Consider the following 20558-nt stretch of genomic DNA (forward strand, 5'->3'; position numbering starts at 1 on the left):
TCACCGGAGCCCCAACAGGGCGCGCATGGCGGCGTACTTGGCCGTCAGGCGCGCCCTTGTCGTGGTGTCGAGGACCGCGAGGCGGGCCGGGTCCGCGTTGTGCGCCAGGTCCGCCTCCTTGACGAGGCGGGCGCCGGGGGTGGCGAGGATGCGTTCCGCGTACGCCTCCTTGGATTCGCCGTCGCGCTTGGTGAGCGCCAGGACGATGTCCTTCGTACGCCGGGTCAGCGCCGCCTCGCGCAGCCACCGCTCGGACAGGGCGTCGTCCTCGACGGAGTCGTGCAGCCAGGCCGCGGCGATCTGTTCGTCGTCGCCGCCCCTCGCCCGCACGCCGTCGGCCACGGCACGGAGGTGTTCGGCGTAGGGGCGGCCCGCCTTGTCGGTCCGGTCGGCGTGGGCCTCGCGGGCGAGGGCTTCCACCTCGGGGAGGGACATCATGCGGTGGACTTTAGTGCGGCCCGCGCCGGGATCGTCGCCGAGGCGAGGCCCAGGACGAGGACCGCGCCCACGAAGGAGCCGTAGACCAGCGGGGGGATGTACGGGGATTCGCCGGTGAGGCCCTTCATCATCGGGACGAGCGTGGCGAACGCGATGGCCGAGCCGATGACGATGCCCGCGCAGGCGACGAGCAGCGCCTCCCAGCGGATCATGTGCATCACCTGGCGGCGGGTGGAGCCGATCAGGCGCAGCGTGCCGAGTTCGCTGCGGCGGTCCAGGACCGTCATCACCAGGGTGTTGACCGCGGCGACGGCCGCGAAGCCGCCGAGCACGGCCGCCATCGTGGTGTTGGCCCAGGCGTTGAGTTCGCGGTCCATGGACTGGGCGGTGGCGTAGCCGTCGCGGTCCCGGAGGGTGCCGAGGCCGGCAAGGGCCTGCTCCGAGCCGCCCTTCGTCCAGATCTCGGTGGGGAAGGACGAGGTGACGTGCTGCTTCAGGTCGGCCGCGGGCATCGTCGCCTGGGAGAGGCCGAGGCCCCTGCCGTACGTCGCCACGACCTTCGGCGAGGCCTTGGTGCCGTCGGGCAGGCGGATGTCGAGGCGGTCGCCGGTCCTGACGTGCGCGGAGCGTGCGAGGTTGGCGTCGATCGCGATCTGGCCCCTGGCGAGGGTCAGGGCGCCCGTCTCGACCTTCAGGTCCTGGACGTCGGCGAGGTCGGCGGCGGAGCCCGTGACGCCCTGCGTGGACGCCGACTCCAGCCAGCGGTCGGCGCCGGAGCCGACCGGGACGAGCACGGAGGACTTGAGCAGGCCGACGGCGGAGGTGACCCCGTCCGCGTGGGCGGCCTTCGTCACCGTGGCCGGCGCGAGGCCCGTTTCGGAGGTGACGATGTGGTCGGCGGTGATGCCGGCGCGCTGCTGGTCGGCGGCGACCCGGTCCTCGCTGGTGTGCATGAAGACGAGGACGGAGGAGAAGGCCATGGCGAGCACGATGGGGGTGATCGCGGAGGCGAGGCGGCGGGCGTTCGTACGGGAGTTGGCGGCGGCCAGCGCGGCGGGGGCGCCGGCGCCGCGCAGCGGGAGGCCGAACAGGGCCGCGCAGCCGCGGGCGACCAGCGGGCCGAGCAGGGCCACGGCGAGCATGAAGAGCATGACGACGCCGAGCGCCGCGTTCGCCGCGTCCTCGCCGGAGTTGTTCGCGGCGAAGCTCGCGAAGACCGTGCCGCCGACGGCGGCCGCGATGCCCAGCGGCGTGCGGATCCAGCCGAGCGGCACCCGCTCCACGGAGGCTTCGCTGAGCGCCTGGCCGGGCTTGATGCGGGAGGGGCGGCGGGCGGCCGTGTAGCCGGCGCCGAGCGCGGTGAGGACGGCGACGCCGATGGCGGAGACGAGAGGGATGAACGAGACGGACAGGTCGACGGCCTCGGGGACCGCGCCCTTCTCCTTCAGCTGCCCGAACCACCAGGTGGCCAGGGCGATGCCGGGCAGGACGCCGACCGCTCCTGCGACCGGCGCGACGAGCAGGGTCTCGGTGGCGATGGTGCGGCGGATCTGGCGCGGGGTGGTGCCGATGGCGCGCAGCAGCGCGTACTCACGGGCGCGCTGGCCCACCGAGAGCGCGACGGTGCCGGCCGCGGTGAACACGGCGGTCAGTGTGGCGATGCCGCCGAAGGAGCCGCCGAGTGCGGTGAGCAGTTCCTTGGCGTAGGCGAGCTCGGAGCCTTCGGCCGCGCTGCGGTCGTCGCCGGTGTGGACGTCGGCCTTCTTGCCGATGGCGTGCGCCACCTGGGACTTGAGGGTGTCGGCGGAGACACCCTTCTTGGGCAGTACGGCGATGGCGTCGATGCTGCCGGGGTGCCCGGAGATGCGGACGGCCTCGGAGTCGGCGAACCAGGCGGTGGGCGCGCCCTGTCGGGCCTGCACCGTGCCGGACACGCGGAAGTCGCGCGGCCCGTCGGCGGTGGTGAGCGTGGTGCGGTCGCCGACGGAGGCGCCGGGTGTGGCGAGGACGACTTCGCCGGGCCGCGGGGCGTGGCCCGCGGTGAGCTGCTCGCCGGTGAAGGCGGTGGAGCCCCAGCCGTGTGCGGTGACGTCCTTGGCGCCGGAGCGTACGGGGAAGGTGATGTCGGGGACGGCGGTGCGCGCGCCGGGCACCGAACCGGCCTTTGCGACCAGGGAGTCGTCGAGGCGCGCCTGGTCGGGCAGCGGGGTGTTCGACTCGGACTTGCTGTCGCCGCTGCCGGTGACGAAGTGGACGGACTGGTCGGCGGCGGCGACCACAGGGGCGCCCGCGTAGCGCTCGGGCGGCACGGAGGCGCGTAGGCCCGTCTCCAGGAGGATTCCGCAGGCGGCCACGATCAGCGAGGCCATCATCAGGGCGACGAAGGTGCCGGCGAACGCGGCGGGTTTGAAACGGACGGCCGCGCGGGCGAGGCCGTTGGGCGCGTACGCCATTACGCGGCCACCCCCGCGTACGACGGAGCGGTGAGGGCCGTCATCCGGGCGGCGATCTGTGCGGCGGATGCGCGCTCCAGGCGGTCGACCAGGGAGCCGTCGGCGAGGAAGAGGACGCGGTCGGCGTGGGCGGCGGCGGCCGGGTCGTGGGTGACCATGACGACGGTGGCGCCCAGGCCGTCGACCGCGGACCGCAGCAGGCCGAGGATCTCGGTGGCGGTGGTGGTGTCGAGGGCGCCGGTCGGTTCGTCGGCGAAGATCACGTCGGGCTCGGTGACCAGGGCGCGGGCGATGGCGACGCGCTGCTGCTGACCGCCGGAGAGCTGGCCGGGACGGCGGCGCGCCTTGTCGCCGAGGCCGACGCGGGTGAGCATCTCGGCGGCCTTGCGGCGGTCGGGGCGGTGGCCGGCGAGGCGCATCGGCAGGACGACGTTCTGTTCGACGGTGAGCGACGGCAGCAGGTTGAAGGCCTGGAAGACGAAGCCCAGGCGGGTGCGGCGCAGCGCGGTGAGCTTGTTCTCGCTCATGCCGGTGATCTCGGTGCCGCCGAGGCGGACGGTGCCCGCGCTCGGCCGGTCCAGGCCCGCGGCGCACTGCAGGAACGTGGACTTGCCGGATCCGGAGGGGCCCATGACGGCGGTGAAGCTGCCGCGGGGCAGGGCGAGGTCGATACCGGCGAGGGCGTGCACGGCGCCGGAGCCGCGCCCGTACTGGCGGCGGACGCCCCGCAGTTCGACGGCCCAGTCGCCGGGCGCCGCCGCGCCGAGGACGCGTGCGTCCTCCTCGACGTCCCGGTTCTTCTTCCGTCGCAGCCCCATGGCTGTGCCCGCCTTCCGTTCGTACGTCCCTGGTCGATGGTTCGAACGTACGGATGCGGGGGTGGTGCGGACCATGAGGTCGGCTGGCGAACCCGGGGTGGGGAGAACCCCACCACGAGCGTTCAGGATCGCCGCGCTGATCGTTTGGTAACCTAAGTATTGACGCGTTCTTGACGCTTTCTTTGCCATCTCTAACGGAGGAACGGGCCCATCGGACACGCAGACACCCTGATAGCCATGGGCGGCGCCTTTCTGGCCGCCGCCGTCCTCGCCCGCCTCGGCGGCCGCATCGGACTCCCCACCATCCCCTTGTTCATCCTGGCCGGCATCCTCCTCGGCCCCCACACCCCCGGCGTGGTCCTGGTCTCCGACCCCCACGACCTGGAAATGCTCTCGGCGCTCGGCCTGGTCCTGCTGCTCTTCTACCTGGGCCTCGAGTTCCACCTGGACGACCTCAAGACCGGTGGCCGCAAGATGGCCGTCGCCGGAGGCACCTACCTCGCCCTGAACGTCGGCGCCGGCCTGGGCTTCGGATTCGCGCTCGGCTGGGGCACCTCCGAAGCGCTGGTCCTCGCCGGGGTGCTCGGCATCTCGTCCTCCGCGATCGTCACGAAGGTCCTGGTCGACACCGGCAGGCTCGGCAATCCGGAGACGAAGCCGATCCTCGGCATCATCGTCGTCGAGGACATCTTCCTGGCCCTCTACCTCGCGGCGCTGCAGCCGATCCTGTCCGGCGCGGACAGCCTCTCGGCGGCCGTGCTGGACGGCGGCAAGGCCTTCGGATTCCTGCTGCTCCTCGCGCTCGCGGCCCGCTTCGGCACCAGGGCCGTGGGACGGCTGATGGACACCCGGGACGACGAACTCCTCGTCATCTCCTTCCTCGGCGCCGCCGTCTTCGTCGCCGGGGTCTCCGAGTGGTTCGGCGTCGCCGACGCGATCGGCGCGTTCATGGTCGGTCTGATGCTGGGCAGCACGGCGTCCGGCGACCGCATCCGCAAGCTGGTCCATCCGCTGCGGGACGCGTTCGGAGCGATCTTCTTCTTCGCGTTCGGGCTCTCCATCGACCCCGGCGACCTGCCAGTGGTGCTGTGGCCGGTGCTCGCCGCGGTCGCGGTGACGCTCCTGATGAACGTCCTCGCCGGGCTCGGCGCGGCACGGGTGTACGGCTTCGGTCCCGACCCCGCGGCGAACATCTCCACGACGCTGCTCGCCCGCGGCGAGTTCGCGCTGATCCTCGCCACGATGGCGGCGGGCGCGGGCCTCGACGAGCGCCTCTCCCCCTTCATCGCGGGGTACGTCCTGCTCCTCGCGGTCCTCGGCCCACTGGCCGCGGGACGGTCGGAGTGGCTGGCGCGCGTCCTGCCGGGCGGCCGCGAAGTCGCGGTGGCGGGCGGACCCGGTGCGCCCGGGAAGGAAGACAGGAAGGAAGACGGGAAGGAAGAGCGGGCCTCGGCGAGCAGCGCGCCGTAGCCGACGGGACGCACGCCTCCCGGCAGAGCGGGGCTCACGACTCCCGGCAGATCAGCAGCAGCGCCCTGTCGTCGTTCACGTCCTTGGCGACCGCCTCGATGAGGTGCCACGCGGCGCCGTGGAAGCCCCCGGCCACATACCGGTCGGCCTCGCCCGTCAGGCGGTCCATGCCCTCGGCGATGTCGCGCTCGGAGGTCTCGACGAGGCCGTCCGTGAAGAGCATCAGGACGTCGCCGGGGCGCAGGACACCCTTGACGGGGTCGAACTGCGCCCCGTCGTAGACGCCGAGGAGCGGGCCCTGTCCGGCTTTCTCCTCCCAGCGGCCGCTGCCCGCGCTGAGCTGGAGGCCCGGCGGGTGGCCCGCCGAGAACAGTTCGTAGTCGCCGGTCTCCAGGTCGAGGACGAGGTGGATGGAGGTCGCGAAGCCCTCGTCCCAGTCCTGGCGGAGCAGATAGCCGTTGGCGGCGGGCAGGAAGGCGTGCGGGGGCAGCGAGCCGAGCAGGCCGCCGAACGCGCCCGAGAGCAGCAGCGCACGCGACCCGGCGTCCATGCCCTTGCCCGAGACGTCGGTGAGGACGGCCTCCAGGGTGCGGCCGCCGTTGGTCCGTGCCGCGACCACGAAGTCGCCGGAGAAGGACTGGCCGCCGGCCGGGCGCAGCGCCATCTCGCGGTGCCAGCCGCGCGGCAGCTTCGGCAGCTTGCTCTGGACGCGGATGCGTTCGCGCAGGTCGAAGAGCATGGTGCCGCCGCCGCGCCAGGGCACGCCGACCCTGCTGCGGAACTGGGCGATGAGCAGGCCGAAGAGGCCGCAGGCCGCGACCACGAGAACCACGCCCGGTGTGACGCGGGAGGTGCCTCCCGGGTAGGGGCCGAGCTGGACGGACTCCACGATGAGGGCCACGGCCGACGCCGCGTACAGGCCGAGCAGGCTGGCGGGGCGCAGCAGCAGGCCGCCGGCGACGATGGGCAGGACGAGGGCGGCGGGCGAGAACCACACGCTGTTGATGATCGTGCAGGCGGTGATCACGGGAACGGTCAGGAGCAGACCGGCCAGGGCCACCCAGTCGGAGCCGTCGCCGCGGAAGTAGTCGACCCCGGATTTGCGCAGCACGATACGGGCCCGGTGCACCCTCTTCTTCATCCGGGCCGCGAACGTCTCGGCTTCCGCACGCCGTTCGCGTCGCGCGCGGCGTGCTCGTCGTACCACCATTGCTCGTGGACCTTATCCAGCGGGCCGCGTACTTCGCACGGGAGGTCCCGGTTGTCCCCCGTCAGAGGCATGTTCCCGGCCGGGTGCGGACGGTGAAAATCCTGTCGCACCGGGCCGTATCGCCCTGGTAGTCATGGCATATGACGACAGACTTGCGGGTGCTCGCGAAGGCCGAATGGGACACCTGGTACGGGACGTTGGAGGTCGCGTTCGGTGGCGTGCCGGAGTCCGCCGACGAGCTGGCTCTGTGGCGCAGGCTCACCGAGGCCGACCGGTCGATCGGTGTGTGGGACGGGGACGCCTGCGTCGGGACGGCCGGGGCGTTCTCCTTCCGGCTCTCCGTGCCGGGCGGCGCGCTGGTGGACACGGCGGGCGTGACGATGGTGGGCGTCGCGGCCACGCACCGGCGGCGCGGCATCCTGACGTCGATGATGCGGCACCAGCTCGACGACGTGCGCGCGAGGGGCGAGGCGCTGGCCGTGCTCACCGCCTCGGAGCCGGTCATCTACGGCCGGTTCGGGTACGGCGTGGCCACCCAGCAGATGCGGGCCGACATCGACACGACCCGGGTGCGGCTGTCCGTCCCCGCCGGTACCGATGACGTACTTCTGCGGTACGCGAAGCCCGCCGACGTCCACGACGCGTGCGAGGCGCTGTACGCACGCCGGGTCACCGGGCGTCCGGGCATGCCGGCCCGGCAGCCGGGCTGGGAGGCGCTCGGGCTGCTCGACCCGAAGGACGGCCGGGACGGCGCGTCGCCGCTGCAGTGCGTGACAGCCGAGCGCGCGGGTGAACTCGTCGGGTACGCGCGGTACGCGATCAAGCCGGAGTGGGACGCGAAGGGCCCCAAGGGTGTGGTCAGGCTGCGCGACATCGAGGCGCTCGACCCGGCGGCGTACGCGGCGCTGTGGCGGTTCCTCTTCGACATCGACCTGACGTCGTCGGTCCTCGCCCGCAACCGGCCGGTGGACGACCCGCTGCTCCAGCTCGTCTCGGACATGCGCCGGTGCGACCTGAAGGTGAGCGACTCGCTGCACGTCCGGCTCGTCGAGGTGGGCGCGGCACTGGAGGCGCGTACGTATCAGACGCCTCTGGACGTGGTGTTCGAGGTCGAGGACGCGTTCTGCCCCTGGAACGAGGGGCGTTGGCGGCTCACCGGCGACGCGAAGGGCGCCTCGTGCGAGCGTACGGACGACGCGGCCGATCTCGCCCTTTCCATACGCGAGTTGGGCGCCTCCTATCTGGGAGGCGTGTCCCTCACGTCGCTGGCGGGCGCGGGCCGGGTGCGGGAACTGCGGCAGGGTGCGCTGACCGAGGCCTCGGTGGCCTTCGCGTCGGACGTGGCGCCGTGGCTGCCGCACGGGTTCTAGCCGGGGGCTTCGGGCCGGGGCCCGGCCGGGGCTTCGGTCAAGCCGGCCGTTGGCAGGTCGGGCACCAGAAGAGGTTGCGGGCGGCGAGGCCGGCGGTGCGGATCTCGGTGGTGCACAGGTGACAGGGCTGGTTCGCCCTGCGGTAGACGTAGACCTCGCCGCCGTGGTCGTCGACGCGCGGCGGGCGGCCCATCGCCTCCGGGGTGTGCTCGGGCCTGACGGTGTCGATGCGGTTCAGCCGGACGCCCTCGCGCATCAGGTCGACGAGGTCCGCCCAGATCACGGTCCACTGTGACTCGGTGATGTCCTTGCCCGGGGTGTACGGGTCGATGCCGTGCCGGAAGAGGACCTCCGCGCGGTACACGTTGCCGACGCCCGCGATGACCTTCTGGTCCATGAGGAGCGCGGCGATGGCGGTGCGGCTGCGGGAGATCCGGCGGTAGGCCTTCGCCGGGTCGTTCTCCGGGGCGTCCGCGGGGCGCAGGGGGTCCGGGCCGAGCCGGTCGTGTATCGCCTGCTTCTCGTCGTCCGTGATGAGGGCGCAGGTGGTGGGGCCGCGGAGGTCGGAGTGGTACGCGTCGTTCAGGAGGCGGAGGCGGACGGTGTCCGTCGGCGGCGGGGCGGGGGTCTCCCCCAGCGTGTACTTGCCGAAGAGGCCGAGGTGGATGTGGATCCAGCCGGCGCCGGCGAAGCCGAGGAAGAGGTGCTTGCCGTGGGCCTCGGCGGTCTCCAGCACCTGGCCGGTGACCAGGGCGGCGCTGTCGGAGAACTTGCCCTGCGGGCTGCTTGCCGCCACGGGCTTCCCCGCGAACCGTGCCAGGTGGTCCTGGGCCAGCCGGTGAATGGTGTGCCCCTCCGGCACGGTTCCCTCCGGGGGTTTCGCGGTGAAAAGGATCGCCTCGAGGGCTCGTCCTCAAGCGCCGGACGGGCTGGAACCCAGCGCCGTCCGGCCTCGGAGGGTCGCTACGGCTGGGGGTGGTGTGCGGGGATGGGGGGCAGCTCCCCCGTCTCCTCGTACCGGGAAAGCATCTCGATGCGGCGCGTGTGGCGCTCTTCTCCCGAGTACGGCGTGGCGAGGAAGATCTCGACGAACTTCGTCGCCTCTTCCTGCGTGTGCATCCGGCCGCCGATGGAGATCACGTTGGCGTCGTTGTGCTCACGGCCGAGCGCCGCGGTCTGCTCGCTCCAGGCCAGGGCCGCCCGTACGCCCTTCACCTTGTTCGCGGCGATCTGCTCGCCGTTCCCGGAGCCGCCGATGACGATGCCGAGGGCCTCGGGGTCCGCTGCGGTCCGCTCCGCGGCGCGCAGGCAGAACGGCGGGTAGTCGTCCTGGGCGTCATAGATGTGGGGCCCGCAGTCGACGGGCTCGTGGCCGTGGCTCTTGAGCCATTCGACCAGGTGGTTCTTGAGTTCGTAGCCGGCATGATCCGAGCCGAGGTACACGCGCATGGGTCCGAGTGTGGCATGTCGCGGGGCGGGTAGCCGCGACCGGGCGGGACTTTGATCTCCCCGATCGGGACCTTGGTCCAGGCCATTGGCCTGAATACAACGATCCGGATTCAGGACTTCCGTCCCGTTCACCCCTGAGTTTGAATGCGGGGGCTCGCGACCCGAGAACTTAAGGATTCGTCCATGACCTCGCAACCCTCCCTTGCGAAGGCAGACAGCACCCCCAATTCCCCTGGGGATCCGCAGTCCGGCCACAACGGTGACACCGGCGACGGCCTCAAAGCGGGTCTGAAGAACCGCCACCTCTCCATGATCGCCATCGGCGGCGTGATCGGCGCCGGCCTCTTCGTCGGCTCCAGCTCCGGCATCGCCGCCGCCGGGCCCGCGATCCTCATCTCGTACGCCCTCGTCGGCACGATGGTCGTCCTCGTGATGCGGATGCTCGGCGAGATGGCCGCCGCCCGGCCCGCCTCCGGCTCCTTCTCCACCTACGCGGACCAGGCGCTCGGCCGCTGGGCCGGCTTCTCCATCGGCTGGCTGTACTGGTTCTTCTGGGTCGTCGTGCTCGCGGTGGAGGCCACCGCCGGCGCCGTCATCCTCAACGGCTGGATACCCGCCGTCCCGCAGTGGGGCTGGGCGCTCATCGTGATGGTCGTGCTCACCGCGACGAACCTCGTGTCGGTGGGCTCGTACGGCGAGTTCGAGTTCTGGTTCGCCGGGATCAAGGTCGTCGCCATCGGCGGCTTCGTCGTCATCGGCCTGCTCGCCGTCTTCGGCCTGCTGCCCGGCTCCGACAACCCCGGCGCCGGCGTCGCGCACCTCACCGACGCGGGCGGCTTCATGCCCAAGGGCGCGGGCGCCATCCTCACCGGTGTCCTGATGGTCGTCTTCTCCTTCATGGGCAGCGAGATCGTCACGCTGGCCGCCGGCGAGTCCGAGGACCCGCAGCGCGCCGTCACCAAGGCGACGAACAGCGTGATCTGGCGCATCGGCGTCTTCTACCTGGGCTCGATCTTCGTCGTCATCACGCTCCTGCCGTGGAACGACAAGTCGATCACCAAGGACGGAAGCTACGTCGCCGCGCTGAACTCGATCGGCATTCCGCACGCCGGCCAGGTCATGAACGTCATCGTCCTCACGGCCGTGCTCTCCTGCCTCAACTCCGGCCTCTACACCGCGTCCCGGATGGCCTTCTCGCTCGGCCAGCGTGGTGACGCGCCCAAGGCCTTCGCGCGCACCAACGCGCGGGGTGTGCCGCAGGCCGCGATCCTCGGCTCCGTCGTCTTCGGTTTCGTCGCCGTCTGGTTCAACTACCAGTGGAAGGACACCGTCTTCGACTTCCTGCTGAACTCCTCGGGCGCGGTGGCCCTCTTCGTGTGGCTGATCATCTCCTTCACGCAGCTGCGGATGCGCGGCATCATCCTGCGCGAGGAGCCGGAGAAGCTGGTCGTGAAGATGTGGCTCTTCCCGTACCTGACGTGGGTCACGATCGCGATGATCTCGTTCGTGCTCGTCTACATGCTCACCGACGAGGCCGGCCGCAAGCAGGTACTGCTCTCGCTCCTCGCCGCCGCCTTCGTGGTCGTCTTCTCCCTCGTACGGGAGAAGGTGCGGCCGCGGGCGAAGGCCTGACGGAATCCGCACGACCGACGGAACCTGCACGACCCGGAAACACTGAAGAGGCTCGCCGAGTAAGGCCACATACGGCCCGGCGAGCCTCTTCAGGCGTGACTGGGGGGGGTGCGTCAGCGGTCCAGGAACTTCCACGCCGTGGGCAGCGCGCCCATGGCCAGCGCGGCCTTGAGGGCGTCGCCGATCAGGAAGGGCGTGAGCCCGGCGGCGACGGCCTGGGTCAGCGACATGCCGGTGGCCGCGGCCAGGTACGGGACGCCGACCGCGTAGATGATCGCGGAGCCGAGGACCATCGTGCCCGCCGTGCGCAGCACCGAGCGGTCGCCGCCGCGGCGGGCCAGCGCGCCCACCACCGTGGCGGCGAGCAGCATGCCGAGGACGTAGCCGAGGGACGGGGCCGCGACGCCGGAACCCGCCTGGGCGAACCACGGCATGCCCGCCATGCCCACGAGGGCGTACACCGCGAGCGAGAGGAAGCCGCGGCGGGCGCCCAGCGACGTGCCGACGAGCAGCGCGGCGAAGGTCTGGCCGGTCACCGGCACCGGGGAGCCCGGCACGGGCACCGCGATCTGGGCGGCGATCCCGGTGAGCGCGGCGCCGCCGAGCACGAGCGCCGCGTCCTTCACGCGGGACGCGGGCAGCAGGTCGGCGAGGACCTGGCCGGGACGGGTGGTGGCAGCGGCGATGCTCATCGGGGACTCCGCGGGATGTGGGCAGGGTGGGGAACGCGTTGACGCTATCCCAGGCGGCGGTGCGGCAACACGGTCATCGGCCGACAACCCGGGGGCGGGGCCTTGGTGGGCTCCGCACAAAGGGTTACGCGTACACGTCGGGCGGCGTGATGCTCGTCACGGAGGTCGGCGGGCGGGTGCCCCGTTTTGCGCGAGGGGCTGCCGCCCGGGGAGACTGTGGAGTCCCGCCAAAGTCATGTGACCCCGAGAGCAGCCTGAGCACCATGCACGACGCACCCCCCGACAGATCGGTACCCGGCACCGGGGGCATGCCGGAGTCCGCACCGGAGCCGCTCTCCGGGGGTCTCAAGCAGCGGCACCTCACCATGCTCGGGCTCGGTGGTGTCATCGGGGCCGGGCTCTTCGTGGGGTCGGGGGCCGGGATCTCCGTCGCGGGCCCCGGCATCGTCGTCTCGTATCTGATCGCGGGCGCGCTCGCGATGTGCGTCATGCGGATGCTCGGCGAGATGTCGGCCGCGATGCCCGCCTCGGGTTCCTTCTCCGTGCACGCCGAGCGCGCGCTCGGCCGCTGGGCCGGTTTCAGCGTCGGCTGGCTCTACTGGTTCCTGCTTGTGGTGGTGCTCGCCGTGGAGGCGACCGGCGCCGCGCAGATCGCGAACGGCTGGGCGCCCGCGGTGCCGCAGTGGGCCTGGGTGCTGATCTTCATGCTGGTCTTCACCGCCGCCAACCTCGCCTCGGTGAAGAACTTCGGCGAGTTCGAGTTCTGGTTCGCCGCCCTCAAGGTCTTCGCGATCGTCGCGTTCCTGGTCCTCGGTCTGCTCGCGGTCTTCGGCGTGCTGCCCGACACGGACCCGGTCGGCCTCACGAACCTCACCGGGCAGGGCGGTTTCCTGCCGAACGGCTGGGAGGGCGTCGTCTCGGGCGTCCTCGCCGTCGTCTTCGCCTTCGGCGGCCTGGAGGTCGTGACCATCGCGGCCGCCGAGTCCGACGACCCGGTGCGCTCGGTCGCCCGCGCGGTGCGCAGCGCGGTCTACCGCATCCTCTTCTTCTACGTCGGGTCGATGCTCGTCATCGTGACGGTGCTGCCCTGGACGGCGCAGAAGGCCGGGGCCAGTCCGTATGTGACGGTCCTCGACTCGATCGGCGTGCCGTCCGCCGGGACGATCATGAACATCGTGGTGTTCGTGGCGCTGCTCTCCGCGCTGAACGCCAACCTCTACGGGTCCTCCCGGATGGTCTTCTCGCTGGCCGAGCGCGGCGAGGCGCCGAAGGCCCTGTTGAAGGTGTCCGGCGGCGGGGTGCCGCGCCGCGCGGTCCTCGCGTCCGTCGCCTTCGGGTTCGTGTCCGTCGTCCTCAATCTGAAGTGGCCGGACTCCGTCTTCCTCTACATGCTCAACTCCGTGGGGGCGGTGCTCCTCTTCGTCTGGGCGCTGATCGCCCTCTCGCAGCTGCGGCTGCGCCGGCGCATCGAGCGCGAGGCTCCGGAGCGGCTCGTGCTGCGGATGTGGGCGTTCCCGTATCTGACGTGGGCGGCGCTGGCCGCGATGACGGCCGTGCTCGTGCTGATGCTGACGGACGACGGGGCGCGGCCTCAGCTGCTGTGGTCGGCGGGGGCGACGGGGCTCGTCCTGGTGATCGCGGGGCTGCGGGAGTGGCACGCGGTCCGCGTGAACAGCAGATGAACTTGTTGTGCGCATTTCTTCACAACGTGTGAGCGTCGTGTCCGTATAGCGGTCAAGTGTTCCCTGTCAGCGGTACCGGAGCTCAAACTGTGGGCCGCTCGCTCCCCCGTCTCGGCTACTGAACAGGGCACGCCCATGTCTCGGACGTCCACCCACCAGGACGCAGCACCCGACGAAGCACCGAAGGCCGACTCCCCGCTGGTCCACGGCCTCAAGCAGCGGCATCTTTCCATGATCGCGCTCGGTGGCGTGATCGGCGCCGGCCTCTTCGTGGGTTCCGGGGCGGGCATCGCCGCGGCCGGTCCCTCGATCGTCCTCGCCTATGCGATCTCCGGCGCGCTCGTCATGCTCGTGATGCGCATGCTGGGCGAGATGTCGGCCGCGAACCCCGCGTCGGGGTCCTTCTCGGTCCACGCCGAGCGGGCCATCGGCCCCTGGGCCGGCTTCACCGCGGGCTGGGGCTTCTGGTTCCTGCTCTGCGTCGCCGTCGGCCTGGAGGGCATCGGCGCCGCGAAGATCATGGTCGGCTGGTTCCCCGACAGCCCGGAGTGGGCGTGGGTCGCCCTCTTCATGCTGGTGTTCTGCGGCGCGAACCTGACAGCCGTGAAGAACTTCGGCGAGTTCGAGTTCTGGTTCGCCGCCCTCAAGGTCGGCGCCATCACCCTCTTCCTCGGCATCGGCGCCCTCGCGATCCTCGGCATCCTGCCCGGCTCGGACGCCCCGGCCCCCGGCCTGGAGAACCTCACCGGCGATGGCGGGTTCATGCCGAACGGCACGGACGGCCTGATCATCGGCCTCCTCGCCTCCGTCTTCGCGTACGGCGGCCTGGAGACCGTCACCATCGCCGCCGCCGAGTCGGAGAACCCGGTCCAGAGCGTCGCCAAGGCCGTGCGCACCGCGATGTGGCGCATCGCCGTCTTCTACGTCGGCTCCATGCTCGTCGTCGTCACGCTGCTGCCGTGGGACAACAAGGAAGTCGTCGCCAAGGGCCCGTACGTCGCCACGCTCGACCACCTGGGCATCCCCGGCGCCGGCGAGATCATGAACGTCATCGTCCTGATCGCCCTGCTCTCCGCGATGAACGCCAACATCTACGGCGCCTCGCGCATGTCGTACTCCCTGATCGAGCGCGGCCAGGGCCCGAAGGCGCTCGGCCGCGTGTACAGCGGCGTGCCGCGCCTGGCCGTCCTCGCCTCCTCGGTCTTCGGCTTCGTCTGCGTGCTGCTCAGCTACTGGCGCCCCGACGACGTCTTCCCCTGGCTGCTCAACATGATCGGCGCGATGATCCTGGTCGTCTGGATCTTCATCGCCGTCTCGCAGCTGATCCTGCGCCGCAGGACGGAGCGCGAGTCCCCGGAGAAGCTGGTCGTGCGGATGTGGGGGTTCCCGTTCCTGACCTGGGTGGCGCTGGCCGCCATGGCGTACGTCTTCTACCTGATGACCGACCAGCCGGACACGCGCAAGCAGCTGCTCGCCACGGGCGCGCTGACGCTGGGGCTGGCCGTGATCGGGTTCGTGCGGCAGAAGCTGGCGGAGAAGCGGGCCGCGACCGTCTAGCCCTTGTTCTCCAGAGGAGCCCCGGACCACGTGGTCCGGGGCTCCTTCGTATGCGCGGACCTTCGCGGAACATTCCCGCGCGGACCTAGGACGAAGGGCTGATCAACTTCACGGACTCCTGCTGCTAGCCTGCAGTTGCGACGGACTTGCAATAAGTTGAGAAACACAACAGCGCATTACTGCAGAGCAGCAGTCGGAGGGCTCGGACTCATGGCCATTTACACGCTTCCTGAACTTCCGTACGACTACGCGGCGCTCGAACCTGTCATCAACCCGCAGATCATCGAGCTGCACCACGACAAGCACCACGCGGCGTACGTCAAGGGCGCGAACGACACCCTTGAGCAGCTGGAGGAGGCGCGCGACAAGGAGACGTGGGGCGCCATCAACGGCCTGGAGAAGAACCTGGCCTTCCACCTCTCCGGCCACATCCTGCACAGCATCTACTGGCACAACATGAACAGCCCCAAGGACGGCGGCGGCGGCGAGCCGCTGGCCGCCGACGGCGTGGGCGAGCTCGCGGACGCGATCGCCGAGTCCTTCGGCTCCTTCGCCAAGTTCAAGGCCCAGCTGACCAAGGCCTCGGCGACGACGCAGGGTTCGGGCTGGGGCGTGCTCGCCTACGAGCCGCTCAGCAACCGCCTCATCGTCGAGCAGGTCTACGACCACCAGGGCAACGTCGGCCAGGGCTCGACGCCGATCCTGGTCTTCGACGCCTGGGAGCACGCCTTCTACCTGCAGTACAAGAACCAGAAGGTCGACTTCATCGAGGCCATGTGGCAGGTCGTGAACTGGCAGGACGTGGCCAAGCGTTACGCGGCCGCGAAGGAGCGGACGAACAGCCTCCTGCTGACCCCGTGAGGCTGCCGACCCTGCGATAGAACGTCCTGCCTCGTGATCGTCTTCTCAACTTTCGCCGAGGCGGGCGGATGAAGGAAAGGCCCCCGTGAGGACGTGACTCACGGGGGCCTTTCTGTGCACGGGCGGGGACCTTTGTGCACGGGCCGGTCGCGCCGGCTCTCCGGGTACGTCAGTCGAAGACCGGGTCCTGGGTGCGGGTCCGCTTGATCTCGTAGAAGCCCGGGGTCGAGGCGACCAGCAGGGTGCCGTCCCAGAGCTTCGCCGCCGCCTCGCCCTTGGGGGCCGGGGTGACGACGGGGCCGAAGAAGGCGACCTGGCCGCCGTCGGCGCCGGGGACGGCGATGACCGGCGTGCCGACCTCCTGGCCGACCTTGTCGATGCCCTCCTTGTGGGAGGCCCGCAGCTCCGTGTCGTACGCGTCGGAGTCCATGTACTCGACGAGGTCGGCGGGCAGGCCGACGTCCTCCAGGGCGTTCACGACCGCCTCGCGGGTCGGGCCCTCGCCACGGTTGTGGAAGCGGGTGCCGAGCGCGGTGTAGAGGTCACCGATGACCTCCTCGCCGTGCTTCTGCTGGGCGGCGACGACGACGCGGACGGGGCCCCAGGCCTTCGTCTCGAGCATCTCCCGGTACTCCTCGGGGAGGTCGTCGAGCTTGTCCTCGTTCAGGACGGCGAGGCTCATCACGTGCCAGCGGACCTCCACGTCGCGGACCTTCTCGACCTCGAGCATCCAGCGCGACGTCATCCAGGCCCAGGGGCACAACGGGTCGAACCAGAAGTCGACGGGGGTCCTGCTGTCGTTCTCGGACATGTCTCTCCCTAGGGAATCCGTTCGCATCTGGCCGGGGAAACGTCAGTGGCGCACCGGGGCATTCCCGGATGTCGGCCGCGGACGGCACATGCGAGGATCGTAGACATTCGTACGAGTCATGCGAGTCGTACCGATCACGCGAATCACAGCCATGCGAGTCACAAGGGAGTGCCGCCCGTGCCCGGTGAGAATCTGTCCCGCGACGAGGCCCGCGAGAGGGCCGCGCTGCTGTCCGTCGACGGCTATGAGGTCTTCCTCGACCTGCGTTCGGCGATCGGCGAGAGCGGTCAGGAGCCGCGCACGTTCCGCTCGGTCACCACGATCCGGTTCCGCAGCGCCGAGCCGGGCGCCGCGACCTTCGCGGACCTGATCGCGCCGAGCGTCACGGCGGTCTCGCTCAACGGCAAGGACCTGGACCCCTCCGAGGTCTTCGACGGCACCAGGCTCACCCTGGAGGACCTCTCCGAGGAGAACGAACTGGTGGTGGACGCCCAGTGCGCCTACAGCCGCACCGGTGAGGGCATGCACCGCTTCGTCGACCCGGAGGACGGCGAGGTCTATCTCTACACGCAGTACGAGCCCGCGGACTCCCGCCGCGTCTTCGCGGGCTTCGAGCAGCCCGACCTGAAGGCGCCCTACCGCTTCCAGGTGCAGGCGCCCGAGGGCTGGACCGCCTGGTCCAACGGCGTGGGCGAACTGACGGACGGCGTGTGGAAGTTCGCCGAGACCAAGCCGATCTCGACGTACATCACGGCGATCGTCGCGGGCCCCTACCACTACGTGACGGACTCGTACTCCCGCGTCCTGGACGACGGCACGCGTCTGGAGATCCCCCTCGGCGCGATGTGCCGCAAGGGCCTCGCCCCGCACTTCGACGCCGACGACGTCTTCCTCGTCACCAAGCAGGGCCTGGACTTCTTCCACGACAACTTCGACTACCCGTACCCCTTCGGGAAGTACGACCAGGCGTTCGTGCCGGAGTACAACCTCGGCGCGATGGAGAACCCGGGCATGGTGACCTTCCGCGAGGAGTTCATCTTCCGCGGCAAGGTGACCCAGGCGTCGTACGAGCGCCGGGCCAACGTCATCCTCCACGAGATGGCCCACATGTGGTTCGGCGACCTCGTCACCATGCGCTGGTGGGACGACCTGTGGCTCAAGGAGTCCTTCGCCGACTTCATGGGCTCCTTCTCGATGGTGGAGGCGACCCGCTTCACCAACGGCTGGGTCACCTTCGCCAACAACCGCAAGTCCTGGGCCTACCGCGCCGACCAGCTGCCCTCCACCCACCCGGTCACGGCCGACATCCGCGACCTGGAGGACGCCAAGCTCAACTTCGACGGGATCACGTACGCGAAGGGTGCCTCGGTCCTCAAGCAGCTCGTCGCGTACGCGGGCCGTGACGCGTTCCTCGAAGGCGCGCGGCGCTACTTCAAGCGGCACGCGTACGGCAACACGGTCCTCGGCGACCTGCTCTCCGTCCTGGAGGAGACGTCCGGCCGCGACATGGTGTCCTGGGCGCGGTCCTGGCTCCAGACCGCGGGCGTCAACTCCCTGACCCCGCAGGTCATCCTGAACGCGGAGGGCCGCATCACCGAGCTCTCCGTGCTCCAGGAGGCCGCCGAGTCCCACCCCGAGCTGCGCCCGCACCGCGTGGCCGTGGGCCTCTACTCCAGGACCCCTGCCGGCGACCTGGAGCGGTACGCCCGCGCGGAGATCGACGTCGACGGGCCGCGCACCGTCGTGCCCGAGCTGGCCGGCGAGGCCGCGCCCGAGCTGGTCCTGGTCAACGACGACGACCTGACGTACTGCAAGATCCGCTTCGACGAGAACTCCCTCGCGACGCTCCGGGACCACCTCGGCGACCTCACCGACCCGCTGGCCCGCGCCCTGTGCTGGTCGGCGCTGTGGAACCTCACGCGCGACGGTCTGATGCCCGCGCGCGACTTCATCGGGCTCGTGCTGCGCTTCGCCGGGCGCGAGAGCGACATCGGCGTGCTGCAGATGCTCCACGCGTGGGCCAACTCCGCCCTCACGCACTACGCCGCGCCCGACTGGCGCACGGAGGGCGGCCGGGCGCTCGCCGAGGGTGCGCTGCGGGAGCTGCGGATCGCGGCGCCGGGCAGCCAGCACCAGCTGACGTGGGCGCGGTTCTTCGCCGCGGTGGCGTCCTCGGCGGCCGATCTGCAGCTGTTGCAGGGCCTGTTGGAGGGCACCGCGAAGATCGACGGCCTGGAGGTCGACCAGGAGCTGCGCTGGGCGTTCCTGAGCCCGCTGGCCGCGCACGGCGTCGCCGGGGAGGAGGCCCTCGCCGCGGAGCTGGCCCGGGACGACACGGCTTCCGGCAAGCGCCATCAGGTGCGATGCCTGGCCGCGCGGCCCTCGGCGGCGGTCAAGGCGCAGGCGTGGGCCTCCGTGGTGGAGTCCGACGCGCTGTCCAACGCGCTGGTCGAGGCGACGATCGCCGGGTTCGCGCAGCCCTCGCAGCGGGAGCTCGCCACGCCGTACGCGGCCAAGTACTTCGACGCCATCGAGCGGGTGTGGGCCGAGCGGTCCATCCAGATCGGCATGGACGTGGTGCGGGGCCTCTTCCCGCATCTGCAGGGGGACGCGGCGACGCTCGCGGCGGCGGACGAGTGGCTCACCGCCCACGAGTCGTCCGCGCCGGCCCTGCGCCGCCTGGTCCTGGAGGCGCGCGACGACCTCTCCCGCTCCCTGCGCGCCCAGGCGTGCGACGCGGGGGCGGCGGCCTAGGCAGGACCTGGACCGCCCATGGAGGGGGCGGGGACTCATCGGCTGTCGAACGCCCGTGCTTTAGGGCGAGCTTGTCCGGGTTTGTCGACGGGCTTGTAACAGCGGTTAGCGGGGTGACCGGGCGAGGAACGACCGGGTCATGAACCACGACACCCCGCTCTCCCCCCTCCCCCTCCAGCACCTCGCGGACGCCCGCCCCCGCGTCATGAGCACCGCCCAGCTCGGCGACCACGGCATCTCCGCGGCGGACGCCGGCGCCCACTGCCGGCCCGGCGGACCCTGGCAGCAACTGCTGCCGGGCGTCTGCCTGTTGCACCCGGGCCCGCCGACCAGCGAGGAGCGGCTGCACGGCGCCCTGCTGTACGCGGGGCGCCCGCCCGCCCGCGAGGCCAGGGCAGTGCCCGCCCAGCCCCGCGCGGGCGAGCCGCACGCCGCGTACGCGGACGCGATGATCACGGGTCTTGCCGCGCTCGCCCTGCACCGTTTCTCGTCGGCTCCCCCGCTGCTCTCCCTGGACCGCATCGACGTCCTGGTGCCCCGCACCCGGCGGCTGCGCCCCGTCGGTTTCGTCCGGCTCGTGCGCAGCCCGGCGATGCCGACTCCGCAGCAGGTCACAGGCGTCCCGGTCGCTCCCGTGCCGCGGGCTCTCGCCGATGCCGTGGCGCAGCTCTCCGAGGCGGCCGCCGTGCGCCGGCTGCTCACCGAGGCGGTGCGCGGCGGGCACTGCGAACCGGCGGCGGTCGTACGGGAGTTGAACAACGCCCGGCTGCTGACCCGCCCGCACGTCGTGGACGCCGTCGACTCACTGCTCGCCGAGGGGCGGGCCATCGCCGAGGACCGGCTGTACCGGATGGTCGACGAGCACGGCCTGCCCGCCCCGTTGTGGAACGTCGACCTGCGCCTGCCCGGCGGCCCGCCCCTCGGTGGCGTCGACGCCTACTGGCCCGACCAGGCCGTGGCGGTGGAGCTGGACACGCGGGCGCCCCGCCAGGGCCTTCGGCAGGACGACGACCCTCTGTGGTCCGAGTACGTCCGCAAGCGCGAGCACCTGGAGCGGCTGGGCATCACCGTCGTGCACATCACCCCGAGGAAGCTCAGGGACTCGCTGGAGCAGCAGGCCACCGTGGTGCGGACGGCGTTGATGGCGTCGGCCGACCGCGAGCCGGCGGCGTACGTCGTGGTACTGCCCCGGTAGTGGCGGCGCCCAGGGCCTGCTTTGACCTCAGAGACTGTCCTGACCCTGGGGCCTGTCCTGACCTCAGGGCCTGTCCCGGCCCTCCCCGCAGAACTCCGCGTTGACGACCGCGGGCGCTCCGTCGCCGGGACCGTTGAAGTTGAGTGCCAGCGCATGGCGGCCGTCC

The 20558-nt window shown here is 71.1% G+C and carries 16 protein-coding genes; 8 read left to right on the top strand and 8 right to left on the bottom strand.

Annotation, left to right across the window (positions count from 1 at the left end; all coding sequences use genetic code 11):
• Genes AB0N81_RS32960 through AB0N81_RS32970 form a run of 3 tightly spaced genes read right to left on the bottom strand, consistent with a single transcriptional unit; the run spans position 1 to position 3709 of the window.
• A complete protein-coding gene (locus tag AB0N81_RS32960; protein WP_365364988.1) occupies positions 1 to 435 on the bottom strand; it encodes an HD domain-containing protein in 435 nt (144 codons plus the stop codon).
• Entirely contained in the window at positions 435 to 2891 is a 2457-nt protein-coding gene (locus tag AB0N81_RS32965) for an FtsX-like permease family protein (protein WP_365364856.1), read from the bottom strand. Before AB0N81_RS32965 ends, AB0N81_RS32960 begins: the two co-directional genes overlap by 1 nt.
• Positions 2891 to 3709: an ABC transporter ATP-binding protein gene (locus AB0N81_RS32970; RefSeq protein WP_365364858.1), complete on the bottom strand. Its 819-nt coding sequence runs from the start codon at positions 3707 to 3709 to the stop codon at positions 2891 to 2893. The genes AB0N81_RS32965 and AB0N81_RS32970 overlap by 1 nt, the downstream gene beginning before the upstream one ends.
• 237 nt (positions 3710 to 3946) lie before the next feature.
• Here AB0N81_RS32970 and AB0N81_RS32975 point away from each other — a divergent pair, with 237 nt between their 5' ends.
• Positions 3947 to 5179, top strand: coding sequence for a cation:proton antiporter (locus tag AB0N81_RS32975; protein WP_365364860.1), 1233 nt, complete (start codon positions 3947 to 3949; stop codon positions 5177 to 5179).
• Between the two features lie 34 nt (positions 5180 to 5213).
• Here AB0N81_RS32975 and AB0N81_RS32980 read toward each other — a convergent pair whose 3' ends face one another.
• Complete coding sequence (locus AB0N81_RS32980; RefSeq protein WP_365364862.1) at positions 5214 to 6389, bottom strand: PP2C family protein-serine/threonine phosphatase; 1176 nt, start codon at positions 6387 to 6389, stop codon at positions 5214 to 5216.
• Positions 6390 to 6529: 140 nt separating this feature from the next.
• Between AB0N81_RS32980 and AB0N81_RS32985 the strand changes: the two genes are divergently transcribed.
• On the top strand, positions 6530 to 7759 hold the full coding sequence (locus tag AB0N81_RS32985; RefSeq protein ID WP_365364864.1) for a GNAT family N-acetyltransferase: 1230 nt from the start codon (positions 6530 to 6532) through the stop codon (positions 7757 to 7759).
• A 37-nt stretch (positions 7760 to 7796) separates the two neighbouring features.
• On the opposite strand, the gene AB0N81_RS32990 is transcribed toward AB0N81_RS32985, so the two are convergent.
• Positions 7797 to 8621, bottom strand: a complete 825-nt coding sequence (locus AB0N81_RS32990; protein ID WP_365364866.1) for a DNA-formamidopyrimidine glycosylase family protein — start codon at positions 8619 to 8621, stop codon at positions 7797 to 7799.
• Positions 8622 to 8722: 101 nt separating this feature from the next.
• On the bottom strand, positions 8723 to 9208 hold the full coding sequence (locus tag AB0N81_RS32995) for a ribose-5-phosphate isomerase (RefSeq protein ID WP_365364868.1): 486 nt from the start codon (positions 9206 to 9208) through the stop codon (positions 8723 to 8725).
• Between the two features lie 183 nt (positions 9209 to 9391).
• On the opposite strand from AB0N81_RS32995, the gene AB0N81_RS33000 reads away from it, so the two are divergent.
• Complete coding sequence (locus tag AB0N81_RS33000) at positions 9392 to 10840, top strand: amino acid permease (RefSeq protein ID WP_365364870.1); 1449 nt, start codon at positions 9392 to 9394, stop codon at positions 10838 to 10840.
• Between the two features lie 113 nt (positions 10841 to 10953).
• Here the strand turns inward: AB0N81_RS33000 and AB0N81_RS33005 are convergent, their stop codons facing one another.
• On the bottom strand, positions 10954 to 11532 hold the full coding sequence (locus AB0N81_RS33005; RefSeq protein ID WP_365364872.1) for a biotin transporter BioY: 579 nt from the start codon (positions 11530 to 11532) through the stop codon (positions 10954 to 10956).
• A gap of 308 nt (positions 11533 to 11840) precedes the next feature.
• On the opposite strand from AB0N81_RS33005, the gene AB0N81_RS33010 reads away from it, so the two are divergent.
• The 3 genes from AB0N81_RS33010 (at position 11841) to AB0N81_RS33020 (ending at position 15632) form a co-directional block, all read left to right on the top strand.
• Positions 11841 to 13214 (top strand): amino acid permease, encoded by a 1374-nt coding sequence (locus AB0N81_RS33010; protein WP_365364990.1) that lies wholly within the window; start codon positions 11841 to 11843, stop codon positions 13212 to 13214.
• A gap of 135 nt (positions 13215 to 13349) precedes the next feature.
• Positions 13350 to 14771 carry an amino acid permease gene (locus AB0N81_RS33015; RefSeq protein ID WP_365364874.1) on the top strand — a complete coding sequence of 474 codons (1422 nt, stop codon included), beginning with the start codon at positions 13350 to 13352 and terminating at the stop codon, positions 14769 to 14771.
• Positions 14772 to 14981: 210 nt separating this feature from the next.
• Positions 14982 to 15632 (top strand): superoxide dismutase, encoded by a 651-nt coding sequence (locus tag AB0N81_RS33020; protein WP_365364877.1) that lies wholly within the window; start codon positions 14982 to 14984, stop codon positions 15630 to 15632.
• Between the two features lie 169 nt (positions 15633 to 15801).
• Here the strand turns inward: AB0N81_RS33020 and AB0N81_RS33025 are convergent, their stop codons facing one another.
• Entirely contained in the window at positions 15802 to 16443 is a 642-nt protein-coding gene (locus AB0N81_RS33025) for a DsbA family protein (protein ID WP_365364879.1), read from the bottom strand.
• Between the two features lie 177 nt (positions 16444 to 16620).
• On the opposite strand from AB0N81_RS33025, the gene pepN reads away from it, so the two are divergent.
• Positions 16621 to 19197 carry an aminopeptidase N gene (gene pepN / locus AB0N81_RS33030; RefSeq protein WP_365364881.1) on the top strand — a complete coding sequence of 859 codons (2577 nt, stop codon included), beginning with the start codon at positions 16621 to 16623 and terminating at the stop codon, positions 19195 to 19197.
• A 139-nt stretch (positions 19198 to 19336) separates the two neighbouring features.
• Positions 19337 to 20392 carry a hypothetical protein gene (locus AB0N81_RS33035; protein ID WP_365364883.1) on the top strand — a complete coding sequence of 352 codons (1056 nt, stop codon included), beginning with the start codon at positions 19337 to 19339 and terminating at the stop codon, positions 20390 to 20392.
• Positions 20393 to 20558 lie beyond the last annotated feature (166 nt).

The organism is Streptomyces sp. NPDC093510, from assembly GCF_040683555.1.
GTDB lineage: Bacteria > Actinomycetota > Actinomycetes > Streptomycetales > Streptomycetaceae > Streptomyces.

Bases quoted from the DNA above. Each gene is read 5' to 3' on its own strand.
- AB0N81_RS33000 (WP_365364870.1), top strand. From the start codon at position 9,392: ATGACCTCGCAACCCTCCCTTGCGAAGGCAGACAGCACCCCCAATTCC.
- AB0N81_RS33010 (WP_365364990.1), top strand. From the start codon at position 11,841: ATGCCGGAGTCCGCACCGGAGCCGCTCTCCGGGGGTCTCAAGCAGCGG.
- AB0N81_RS33020 (WP_365364877.1), top strand. From the start codon at position 14,982: ATGGCCATTTACACGCTTCCTGAACTTCCGTACGACTACGCGGCGCTC.
- AB0N81_RS33035 (WP_365364883.1), top strand. From the start codon at position 19,337: ATGAACCACGACACCCCGCTCTCCCCCCTCCCCCTCCAGCACCTCGCG.
- AB0N81_RS32975 (WP_365364860.1), top strand. From the start codon at position 3,947: ATGGGCGGCGCCTTTCTGGCCGCCGCCGTCCTCGCCCGCCTCGGCGGC.
- AB0N81_RS33025 (WP_365364879.1), bottom strand. From the start codon at position 16,443: ATGTCCGAGAACGACAGCAGGACCCCCGTCGACTTCTGGTTCGACCCG.
- AB0N81_RS32980 (WP_365364862.1), bottom strand. From the start codon at position 6,389: ATGGTGGTACGACGAGCACGCCGCGCGCGACGCGAACGGCGTGCGGAA.
- AB0N81_RS32985 (WP_365364864.1), top strand. From the start codon at position 6,530: ATGACGACAGACTTGCGGGTGCTCGCGAAGGCCGAATGGGACACCTGG.
- AB0N81_RS32965 (WP_365364856.1), bottom strand. From the start codon at position 2,891: ATGGCGTACGCGCCCAACGGCCTCGCCCGCGCGGCCGTCCGTTTCAAA.
- AB0N81_RS32960 (WP_365364988.1), bottom strand. From the start codon at position 435: ATGTCCCTCCCCGAGGTGGAAGCCCTCGCCCGCGAGGCCCACGCCGAC.
- AB0N81_RS32995 (WP_365364868.1), bottom strand. From the start codon at position 9,208: ATGCGCGTGTACCTCGGCTCGGATCATGCCGGCTACGAACTCAAGAAC.
- AB0N81_RS32970 (WP_365364858.1), bottom strand. From the start codon at position 3,709: ATGGGGCTGCGACGGAAGAAGAACCGGGACGTCGAGGAGGACGCACGC.
- AB0N81_RS33005 (WP_365364872.1), bottom strand. From the start codon at position 11,532: ATGAGCATCGCCGCTGCCACCACCCGTCCCGGCCAGGTCCTCGCCGAC.
- AB0N81_RS33015 (WP_365364874.1), top strand. From the start codon at position 13,350: ATGTCTCGGACGTCCACCCACCAGGACGCAGCACCCGACGAAGCACCG.